Below are 9,997 nucleotides of genomic sequence, written 5' to 3' on the forward strand. Positions count from 1 at the left end.
CAGAAGTTAAGCTCTTTAGCGCCAATGGTAGTTGGGGGCTGTCCCCCTGCGAGAGTAGGACGTTGCTAGGCACACTTAAAGCACAACTGATTATTTAGTTGTGCTTTTTTGCGTTTAAATTTGTTGGAAATAAGAAATTGCTAATTAAATTCTAATCAACTTTTTTAAGAAGTTTCGTTAACTATTCATCATTAGCTGTCAAAATAGAGAATGCAAAAAGCTTTACTACACATTTTAGGAGGAATACAAATGAATAATAAAACAGTAATTCGGGTTTTAGAGCAACAATTTTAGGAACTAATTTATACTCTACTGTTTCTGCCTGCAACTTATGTTAAAGTTGAAAAAGAGTCCAATGACAACGGAAGAGTGATGGTGAAGAAAATGAAAGTATATACAATATAAGAGAAATAAATGAGGATTATACTTTTAGTTTCCAAAATATTTTTACTGTTAAACGGATAAAGTATAATTTTATTTAGAATGCAAAAGGTAGAAAAGAAAGTGATGGTCTAATATCTTGGATCGCTTTTAAAGAGAAGCCTTGCATTATAGAAAAGAGGAGGAAAATATTCTCTTAAATAAATGAAGAAGGGGTTATTAATATGAAATTAAAAGGTCAGCTGTTGAGTGCCTTCTTAGTAGCATTAGTTTCACTTATAGGATTTAGTAGCATAGCTATTCTTATAAGCGATCATAAAATTGTTCAATTTGACCAAACGATTATTTCCTTTATTCAAGGGCTAGAGTCACCGTTACTTACTATAATCATGAAGTTTTTCACATATTTAGGTTCATTTCCTGTGGTAATGGTTCTATTTATTGTTGTATCGTATTATTTATATATAGTGTTAAAGCATCGAGCAGAATTCCTATTGTTTAGCACGGTAATAATAGGGACGGTAATCTTAAATGGGATTTTAAAGCAGCTGTTTCATCGAGCACGTCCAGACTTTCATCGATTAATCGAAGCAGGTGGCTATAGTTTTCCAAGTGGGCATGCAATGAGTGCATTTTCCTTTTATGGGATTGTTGCATTCTTGTTATGGCGTCATATACCAAACCGGTTAGGCCGTACTGCTCTAATTTTGGTAAGTATTATATTCATCCTAATGATTGGTATTAGCCGAATTTATCTTGGTGTACATTATCCAAGCGATATAGTTGGAGGCTATTTTGCCAGCGGTTTATGGCTAACAATAGCTATTTGGTTCTTCCAAAGATATAAAGAAAAACAATATGAAAGAAGCCATCTGTCTTAGTATGAAGAATCTGTGAATTTCTAATAATTAGTGGGAGTTAATATTGAGAGGAGAGCTAATTTGGAAAATTGGATTATTGAAGTAATGAATTCATATGGATATATAGGTATACTCCTCTTAATTGCTTTAGAAAATATTTTCCCACCTATTCCATCTGAAGTAATTTTAACATTTAGTGGATTCCTGACGACTACATCGGATGCAACTGTAATTGGCGTAATTATCTTTTCAACAATTGGTTCAGTAGTTGGAGCTATTGTTTTATACGGTATCGGTCTACTTCTTGACGTACATAGACTAGAGAAAATAGTTGATAGATGGGGGCATATACTAAGATTAACTCGAAAGGATATTCGCAAAGCAGATGCTTGGTTTCATAAGTTTGGGGTCTGGGCAGTATTAGTGGGAAGGCTTGTCCCATTAGTTAGAAGTTTAATTTCTATTCCAGCTGGCATGGCACATATGAACTTTGGCGTATTCTTATTATTTACGACAATTGGTTCGTTAATTTGGAATAGTATTTTAGTAAATGTGGGAGCAGCGGTAGGCTCTTCATGGAGTACAATCGCTGGGTATATGGATACATACTCTAATGTTGTGGTCATAATTTTAGGTGTACTATTTGTATTGTTTGTTTTTTGGTTTATCAGAAGTAGGAAGAAGTAATGAAATCTATTTGCTGTAGTGCGTTCTTTTGGGCGTATCTACAGTTTTTTATTTGTTAGAAGCGGTATTATTAGTCTTTTCCATAAATTTGTTTACTATGTTTGGCATTTTACCTACAATAAATAGAAAAGAAATACAGAATTATTTAATGGGAGGGATAATGTATGAGTTTTGAGTACATATTATTTGATTTGGATGGTACGTTAACAGACCCGAAGGAAGGTATTACAAAAAGTATTGCTTATGCATTAGAAAAATTGAATGAAGCAAGTTTAGATGAACAAACTTTGGAATCATTTATTGGTCCCCCATTAATGGGATCTTTTTGCGAGTTTTGCGGATTTGATCAGCAAAAGGCAGAAAAAGCGATTGAGTATTATCGTGAAAGATTTCAACAAGTTGGTTTGTATGAAAACAAAGTATATCCTGGAATTGACGAATTACTTTCTCTATTGAAGAAAAAAGGGATAAAGTTAGCAGTGGCTACATCAAAGCTAACTATTTTTGCTGAAGAAATACTAAATTATTTTAATTTAAATCAGTATTTTGATGTGGTGGTAGGGAGTAATTTAGATGGTACACGTTCAGCTAAACATGAAGTCATACATGAAGTTTTAAAACAGTTATCCTTCCCACCTAAACAAAGTGTTGTTATGATTGGAGATCGTAAATATGACATTATTGGGGCACAAAAAGAAGGAATTACAAGCATTGGTGTATGTTACGGATATGGTAGCCGCGAAGAGTTGGAATTAGCAAAACCTGAAGGTATTGTCCAAGATATACAGGAGTTGGGCAAATATTTATTGAATGTCCAATAATGATTTAAATAGGACTTGCTGAAATTAATTTTTGTTAATATAAGAGAAACGCACTTTCCAAATAATGTGTGTTTCTCTTTTTTTAATCAAACAATTTAAAAATCCTAAAAAAGTTGAGAATAAAATCATATTGCCGTCGTTGTACTTAGTGAAAAAGCTTTTTCAATAGCAAAAGGAGATAAGTGTATGACATGTTCTGCGAAAAATTTTATCGTGCGTTTAAAAAAACAAAAAGAAGATGCCCTTGAATTTGTAATCGATGCCTATATGCCACTAGTTAAAGCTATTGCTTATAAAATCTTACAGCCAATAGCTAAAAGAGATGCAGTGGATGAATGTGTGAATGACGTCTTTTTATCGGTTTGGCAAAACGCAAAGCAATTTAGTGGAGATCAAGAGGAATTTAAGAAATGGATTGGGATGATTGCGAAATACAAGGCGATTGATCTGTACCGAACTCTAGAAAAACAGCAATCACGTGAAGAACAACTTGAAGAGGAGAAGCCTTTTACAGATAAAAAGGATCTACAGCAACAACTTTTGCAACGTGAGCAAAAAAATGAACTACTTTTTGCATTAAGTAAGCTAGATATACTTGACCGGGATATTTTTGTCATGAAGTTTTTTTTAGAAATGAAAAATTCTGAGATAGCAGAGAAATTGAATATAACAAAAGCAGCTGTTGATAATCGCCTTTATAGAGGAAAGCGAAAACTAGCGAATACTATTCAGTTAAGGGAGAGTTTCATATGACAAAAAATTATAAAGACTGGACGGGTGTAAATGTTGAAGATATTGAGCCAGTTGAAGTGTCGGAAACAGAGAAACAAAGGGTTAAGCAATATGTGCTTGGATCAAAGAGCAAAAGAAAAACATCTACGTTATATCGTAATATTGTTGCGGCAGCTGTTATAACAATTGGTGTAGTTACGACAACAGGTTTTGCATTTCCTTCAGTCGCATCTCAAATCCCATTTATGAAGAATGTGATCAGTTATTTTCAAGATGAAGATAACTTCTATGAAAAGTATGATGAGTTTTCTACAACTATCGGACAGGTTCAAACTAGTAACGGAGTATCTGTTATGATCGATAATGCAGTATATGATGGTACTTCTATCACTATTTCTTATGCAGTTGAAACAAAAACGGACTTAGGAGACGGCCCGATGATAGCTGGTTCACCTTCTGTAGAGAATGCAATCGGAGCAGGAGGTAGCTCATATTTAAAGAAAATAAGTGCTACTAAATATGTAGGAGTAGATAAAATAACACCAATGTATAAGGGAGACGGCAAAGGAACGAATACTGTACAAGTAAGCTGGCAGCCAGAATCATTTACTAATACTACCTCTGGTACAAAAGTAAAGGGAGATTGGTCTTTTGACTTCTCTTTAGATAAAGTTGAAGGTAAGACTCAACTTGTAAATCAGACAAGTGAATCTAAAGGACTCAAAATAATTATACAGTCATTTGAAATGACAGATGTTTCGACTGTTCTAAATTACCAACAAACCGTTGATTCTAAAATTCTTGAAAAGTGGAAAGATGTTTCAACAATTCTAGATGTTGTAGATGATGTTGGAACGACTTATTATATAGAGGGAAATGGTGGAATTAGTCATAATCAAGGGGCGAAATCTCAATTTAGTGACACGATGAATGTTATTAACGAAAAAGCAACGAAATTAATCGTTACACCAACTGTTATTCTAAGTCTGGGTGAAGGAAAAGGGCATGAAGAACGGAAAATGAAACCGATTGAAATTGATTTGAAAAAGGGAAAATAATTTGCAACAAACTAGACAACAAGTGCTTCTATCTAATGCGTATACGGAAGCCTTTCCTACGAAATATCTGATAATATTACAACCAAAAAGCCAAGGCATGGAACGATCCACTGCTCTTGGCTTTAAATTTATGGAGGATTGTATTAATCAATTAATCGCTCTATAGCATCAATTAGTATGCAGACCAACCAGCGTCAGCTGCTACTACTTGCCCGTTGATAAAGCTTGATTCCTCAGAACCTAAGAATAATGCAAGCTGTGCAATTTCTTCTGGTTGACCACCACGTGGCATAATAGCCATACCTAGATTTTGACGAGCTGCTCCTAATTCACTCATATTTGTCATAGTTGAGCCGATGTTTGTTGCTACGCCACCAGGAGCAATGCCGTTACAACGAATATTTTTATCTGCATACATAAAGGCAGTGTTTTTAGTTAAACCAACAACAGCATGTTTTGAAGCAGTGTATGCAGCACCAGCACGAGCGCCATAAAGACCACCTGCTGAAATGTTGTTAACGATTACGCCATGGCCTTGTTCTAAGAATATGTTAGTTGCGATACGCATTGATTTCATAACGCCAGTTGTATTAACTGAGAATACTAAATCCCAACGCTGGTCGTCTACTTCGCCAACTGGTTGCATACCATCCATGATGCCTGCATTATTGACGACAATATCTAATTTACCGTATTTTTCAATCGCTAAATCATACATTGCTTGAAGATCTGTTTCTTCAGCAACATTTGTTTTGATAGCTACTGCGATGCCACCGTTTTCTTTAATACCAGCTACAACGACTTCTGCACCTTCAAGATTCAAATCGGAGGCAACGACTTTTGCGCCTTCTTTTGCATATAATTCTGCTATAGCTTTACCCATACCAGATGCTGCACCAGTGACGATGGCTACTTTATTTTCTAAACGCATATCAATCTCTCCTTTAATAGTTATCTATCAAACATTTGTTCAATAAATATTGTATAATACATAAGAAAACGGTTTCAATAAGCAAAATAAAGACAAATAGTAGGTTATTAAACAGATTAAAGAATAAGTGTTCAATAAGTGAGGAGCCCCATTTATGAATAAAAATGATTTACGTGTTATTAAAACAAAAAAAGCACTTCATCAGGCTTTAATCGAATTAATCAATGAAAAAAATTACGAGGATATTTCTATTACAGATATATGTAAGAAGGCCCAAGTAAATAGAGGAACATTCTATGGGCATTATGTACAGAAGGAAGATTTGTTTAACGAAGTCATGGAGAGAATAATGAATGCCTTTTTTAAAGCATATTTTGAACCGTACTCACATCAACCGATACTTAACATGGCTACATTAAAAAGTGAGACAATTGGTATTTTTCAACACATATTAGAGTACAAGCAGTTTTATCAAATGGTCTTTTCTTATGAAAGTACCATCAAGTTTCACAATATCTTTAGTGAAAAAATTAAAGAATGGATCAAGGAAGAAATAGAACAATATAAATACAAACATAAAGGCATAGATGTAGAATTATATGCTTCCTATCAAACTTATGCCATCATCGGTATGATTGTGGAATGGGTGAATTGTAATTTTTCGTATCCTGTGTCCTATATGAATGATCAACTTACGAAGATATTGCAGTTGAAGGACTAAGGAGAAAGCTATAAAAAGATGGGGGCCATAAGTGAATTAGCCCCCCGGTATAGTTGAAATATTTATAATCTATTTTTGATTTCACACTACATATAGAAAGAAATGTGTACTGCGGTACGAGATAACCCCTACTGGAAAAGCAATATCCTGTAGGAGCATCATGACGAAGCAGCTCAAGGCTTGCCCATGTATGTCTTATGAAAGTAGATCTTTTAGACAGCGTCATCATAACCTATTCCTCATTTAAAGAAATAATCATAAACATTTTTAGTTAATAATGAGCATGTAACAATGATAAATAATACTCGCACATAGCCAGTCCCTTGTTTTAACGCAAATTTAGAACCAGCAATGGCACCGAAGATTTGTGCAATGCCCATTGGTATTCCGTATGCATAATGGATTTGTCCCAAAGACATGAACATCAGTAATGCCGCAATATTACTTCCGAAATTTAAGAATCGAGCATTGCCTGCTGCCTTTAGAAAATCAAAGCCAACCATTAAAAAGGCAAAGATAAGAAAAGATCCTGTACCAGGTCCTAAGAAACCATCATAAAATCCAATTGCGAAAATGACTAAAATAAATAGAGCAAGCTTAGATGGTGATAACTTTTTGTATGTAGAGATGCTTCCCCAATCTTTTTTGAACACTGTATACACAGCAACTGCTGCTAGCATAATGAGCATAAGTGGCTTCAAAACATTTGGATCCATTAAATGGACAATCCATGCACCTAGGGCTGAACCAACAAATACTAATGGGAAAAATTTTGCAACAGATTTGAAATCCATTTTCCCTGATCGGTAAAAAGTAATTGTACTTGTAAGAGACCCCATCGTACCCGCGAGTTTGTTTGTCGCAACCGCTGCAGCAGGTGAGAGACCAACAAATAATAATGCTGGTAAACCGATTAATCCGCCTCCACCAACAACTGAATCAATAAATGCTGCCAAAAATCCAAAAATCACAAGAATTAACAATAATGAATAATTAATATCTAAATTAAATGGCATCGAATCAACCTTTCTTAATAGTGACTACTAAAATAGTAACTAAAATCTTTTTGATTGTAAATAGTGCAAAAATATTTGGTATGATAAAGGTAGAAGAAAACGGAGGAATGCAAAATGGAGAACTTAGTGCAGCAGCTAAAGACAATGGGATTCACTGAATATGAAGCAAAATCCTATGTTTCCCTAGTCAAACAGGGAGCAGTAACTGCTTACCAAGTAAGCAAAGATTCTGGTATACCACGAGCACGAATCTATGATATTTTGAAAACCCTCGTAGAAAAAGGGATTGTCTTAAAAGAGGAAAAAACGAATGGTGCTGAGTATTCACCACTACCAGTAGATGTCTTTCTAGAAAGAGCACAATCCACTTGGGAAACAAATTATCAAAGTTTGAGCAAAAAGTTAAAGCAACTAGAAACGACAGAAGAAAAACCAGACAATCGAGTGCTTACATTAAAAGAAAAAATGACGATTATTAGCTATTGCAAATCACTCATTAAAAAAGCCAAAAAGCGAATTATTATTTCAATGTGGGACGATATGTATGAAGAGTTAAGAGAAGATTTAGAAGAAGTAGCAGGAAATGTCCAAATTCAAGGTATTACATTGCATGTGAATCACCCTGCAAAAGGTGTAGATTTACACAGAATTACTCATTTTACAGAAGCACCGACAAGTACGACATGGTTTGTCCTATCCATTGATGCAAAGGAAATGATATACGGGTCATCATTAGGTGAACGTGAATTGGCATTTTATACAGACGATCCCGTACATATTTATTTATTGGAAGATTATGTTTGGCATGATGTGTTAGTCAATCGCTTAGTCAGAAGAAGTGAAGATGACCTAGAACAGTGGGTATCTACTGAACGCAAAAAATTCTTTATGGAAGATTAACTTGTGGATAAAAGAATGGAAAAAGTTATGAACATGTGGATAGAAAAAAAGCTTGTAAAATCTTTTAATGATTTTACAAGCTTTTTATATTGAGATTTAAGTATTTATAAATTTGAGCGGTATCAAAAAATTTCATACTTCTTGAATTGTTTTGAAATGATCCATGTTAATATAAGCTGAAGTTGATCTGGCAGTTTTTATTTCTACGATTTTCCCTACGACATTATTTAACTTTCCGATATAATGGGTTTCTTCACCGTTATTTATAACAACAAGCTTATTTTTCATTTTCTCTACTTGGGATTCTAAAGTATTTGATAAGGGTCCATTATAAGGGAGAATATCAAAAGTTTTCTCTGCTAATTCGTAGGGCCTTTTATTGGATGAATAAGGAATAAGCCATTTCAAATGTTTTATTGCAATATACTGCGATTTATAAATTGGAGATTGAAATACAATAAAATCATCCATAATATTAGAGATATATCCACTTAGTGATAATTTTCCAGTTGCAAAAATTTCAATATACATACCTTGTGCTTGGATAAGCACCTGTGTTAGGGTTAATTCTTCTTTGTCTTTATTAATACTAGGTGGTTCTGTAGGTTCGTCGATTTGATCCTCATTATCATTATTTACCTTTAAATTTTGGATATGATCAATCGGGATATAAAGATAATCAGTTCCGTTAAATAGTACGACAATTTCATTACTTATTTCAATGATTGAACCTTTGAGAAATTTACCTCCTGATATCTCGATCTTCGCTATTTCTTTATCAAAATTTTGAAGTAATTTTTCCAATATCATCATCCTCTTTAGTCAAATATTATTTCTTTAAGCGTTCATTCTTCAATTGCAGGTACATTCGTTCCGCATGCTTCATTAATGCAAAGTACTGTTTCTCTAAAATAATCTTTTCTTCTTTGTGAGACATATGTTTTGGGACACATAATGAGTTAGAAAACAGTGATTTAGTTTGTTGATCATTTGAATCTACATGATAAGAATATATTTGGTAATCTTTATTTAATGAATTATATTTCGGTTTTAAAGTTTTTTTATTAGTGAAAGAAGAGATTATAGATGTTGCGCTTTTCATTTTTTTTTTGTAAGAGTTAGATTTGGTTAGCTTAAATTCCCTTCTAAATTTTCTGTTTTTGTTCATCACAACAGTATTTAGATTTTCTACTAAAGTATCATTAGATTCTTCACCATACTGAAATTCATTCGTATCTATGGGTGTAACATAAGTATTTTGGATTGATTCTTCTATATGGATTTGTGATTCATCCATTTCTGGATTTTCATCATCAGTTTCGTTGTAATAATGACTTGTAGTGATAGAATCAAGATGATCTTGTGGGAGCATTCCATTTTTAAATTTATTATCATTTTTATCAATAGTTTGATCTTTTTGAGATGTTCTGTTTTTATTCTTTATTGGAACAAGCTCAGGCATAAAAAGTAGGACAGAATCAGGTTTAGAAGGTTGAACAAATACCGGATCGGGAGATAGTGCAGGTTCAGATTCAGAAGCTAGGATAGATTCGAGCTCTGAAAGTTGAACAGGTTCAGATTCAGGGATTTGAACAAATTCGTTTTCAGGAGGTAGGGCAGATTCGAGCTCTGGAATTTGGACAGTTTCGATTTTAGGAGGTAGGGCAGATTCGAGCTCTGGAATTTGGACAGTTTCGATTTTAGGAGGTAGGGAAGATTCAGGCTCTGGAATTTGAACAGGCTCAGATTCAGGGATATGAACAGAATCAAGATTAGAAAGTTGAGCAAGCTCGTTTTCAGGAGGTAGGGCAGATTCGAGCTCTGGAATTTGGACAGTTTCGATTTTAGGAGGTAGGGAAGATTCAGGCTCTGGAATTTGAACAGGCTCAG

At 34.2% G+C, this 9,997-nt stretch carries 11 protein-coding genes and 1 rRNA gene; 8 read left to right on the forward strand and 4 right to left on the reverse strand.

Annotated elements, in window-relative coordinates; translation table 11 throughout:
• From rrf to ACIQ4I_RS20630, 6 genes are all read left to right on the forward strand, one after another.
• A 5S ribosomal RNA gene (gene rrf, locus ACIQ4I_RS20715) occupies positions 1-71 on the forward strand; the annotation flags it as partial.
• Between the two features lie 534 nt (positions 72-605).
• Positions 606-1,262, forward strand: coding sequence for a phosphatase PAP2 family protein (locus ACIQ4I_RS20610; protein WP_403099597.1), 657 nt, complete (start codon positions 606-608; stop codon positions 1,260-1,262).
• 60 nt (positions 1,263-1,322) lie between these two features.
• On the forward strand, positions 1,323-1,928 hold the full coding sequence (locus tag ACIQ4I_RS20615; protein WP_403099600.1) for a DedA family protein: 606 nt from the start codon (positions 1,323-1,325) through the stop codon (positions 1,926-1,928).
• Between the two features lie 164 nt (positions 1,929-2,092).
• Positions 2,093-2,749: an HAD family hydrolase gene (locus ACIQ4I_RS20620; RefSeq protein ID WP_403099603.1), complete on the forward strand. Its 657-nt coding sequence runs from the start codon at positions 2,093-2,095 to the stop codon at positions 2,747-2,749.
• 186 nt (positions 2,750-2,935) lie between these two features.
• Positions 2,936-3,502 (forward strand): sigma-70 family RNA polymerase sigma factor, encoded by a 567-nt coding sequence (locus ACIQ4I_RS20625; protein WP_403099606.1) that lies wholly within the window; start codon positions 2,936-2,938, stop codon positions 3,500-3,502.
• The gene (locus tag ACIQ4I_RS20630) at positions 3,499-4,539 is read left to right on the forward strand and encodes a DUF4179 domain-containing protein (protein WP_403099609.1); all 1,041 of its coding nucleotides are present in this window, start codon (positions 3,499-3,501) and stop codon (positions 4,537-4,539) included. Before ACIQ4I_RS20625 ends, ACIQ4I_RS20630 begins: the two co-directional genes overlap by 4 nt.
• Positions 4,540-4,711: 172 nt before the next feature.
• Here ACIQ4I_RS20630 and ACIQ4I_RS20635 read toward each other — a convergent pair whose 3' ends face one another.
• Positions 4,712-5,470: an SDR family oxidoreductase gene (locus ACIQ4I_RS20635; RefSeq protein WP_403099611.1), complete on the reverse strand. Its 759-nt coding sequence runs from the start codon at positions 5,468-5,470 to the stop codon at positions 4,712-4,714.
• A gap of 154 nt (positions 5,471-5,624) precedes the next feature.
• On the opposite strand from ACIQ4I_RS20635, the gene ACIQ4I_RS20640 reads away from it, so the two are divergent.
• Positions 5,625-6,191 carry a TetR/AcrR family transcriptional regulator gene (locus ACIQ4I_RS20640; RefSeq protein WP_403099613.1) on the forward strand — a complete coding sequence of 189 codons (567 nt, stop codon included), beginning with the start codon at positions 5,625-5,627 and terminating at the stop codon, positions 6,189-6,191.
• 239 nt (positions 6,192-6,430) lie between these two features.
• Here the strand turns inward: ACIQ4I_RS20640 and ACIQ4I_RS20645 are convergent, their stop codons facing one another.
• Positions 6,431-7,207: a TSUP family transporter gene (locus tag ACIQ4I_RS20645; protein WP_403099615.1), complete on the reverse strand. Its 777-nt coding sequence runs from the start codon at positions 7,205-7,207 to the stop codon at positions 6,431-6,433.
• 114 nt (positions 7,208-7,321) lie between these two features.
• Between ACIQ4I_RS20645 and ACIQ4I_RS20650 the strand changes: the two genes are divergently transcribed.
• Positions 7,322-8,107 carry a TrmB family transcriptional regulator gene (locus tag ACIQ4I_RS20650; RefSeq protein ID WP_403099618.1) on the forward strand — a complete coding sequence of 262 codons (786 nt, stop codon included), beginning with the start codon at positions 7,322-7,324 and terminating at the stop codon, positions 8,105-8,107.
• A gap of 132 nt (positions 8,108-8,239) precedes the next feature.
• Here ACIQ4I_RS20650 and ACIQ4I_RS20655 read toward each other — a convergent pair whose 3' ends face one another.
• Both ACIQ4I_RS20655 and ACIQ4I_RS20660 read right to left on the reverse strand, forming a co-directional pair.
• Positions 8,240-8,911 (reverse strand): DUF2642 domain-containing protein, encoded by a 672-nt coding sequence (locus tag ACIQ4I_RS20655; protein ID WP_403099620.1) that lies wholly within the window; start codon positions 8,909-8,911, stop codon positions 8,240-8,242.
• Between the two features lie 25 nt (positions 8,912-8,936).
• The coding region (locus ACIQ4I_RS20660) for a hypothetical protein (RefSeq protein WP_403099623.1) at positions 8,937-9,997 on the reverse strand (1,061 nt) is incomplete at its 5' end.

The organism is Rummeliibacillus sp. NPDC094406 (genome assembly GCF_044763875.1).
Lineage (GTDB): Bacteria > Bacillota > Bacilli > Bacillales_A > Planococcaceae > Rummeliibacillus.

Bases quoted from the DNA above. Each gene is read 5' to 3' on its own strand.
- ACIQ4I_RS20640 (WP_403099613.1), top strand. From the start codon at position 5,625: ATGAATAAAAATGATTTACGTGTTATTAAAACAAAAAAAGCACTTCAT.
- ACIQ4I_RS20650 (WP_403099618.1), top strand. From the start codon at position 7,322: ATGGAGAACTTAGTGCAGCAGCTAAAGACAATGGGATTCACTGAATAT.
- ACIQ4I_RS20620 (WP_403099603.1), top strand. From the start codon at position 2,093: ATGAGTTTTGAGTACATATTATTTGATTTGGATGGTACGTTAACAGAC.
- ACIQ4I_RS20610 (WP_403099597.1), top strand. From the start codon at position 606: ATGAAATTAAAAGGTCAGCTGTTGAGTGCCTTCTTAGTAGCATTAGTT.
- ACIQ4I_RS20630 (WP_403099609.1), top strand. From the start codon at position 3,499: ATGACAAAAAATTATAAAGACTGGACGGGTGTAAATGTTGAAGATATT.
- ACIQ4I_RS20635 (WP_403099611.1), bottom strand. From the start codon at position 5,470: ATGCGTTTAGAAAATAAAGTAGCCATCGTCACTGGTGCAGCATCTGGT.
- ACIQ4I_RS20625 (WP_403099606.1), top strand. From the start codon at position 2,936: ATGACATGTTCTGCGAAAAATTTTATCGTGCGTTTAAAAAAACAAAAA.
- ACIQ4I_RS20645 (WP_403099615.1), bottom strand. From the start codon at position 7,207: ATGCCATTTAATTTAGATATTAATTATTCATTATTGTTAATTCTTGTG.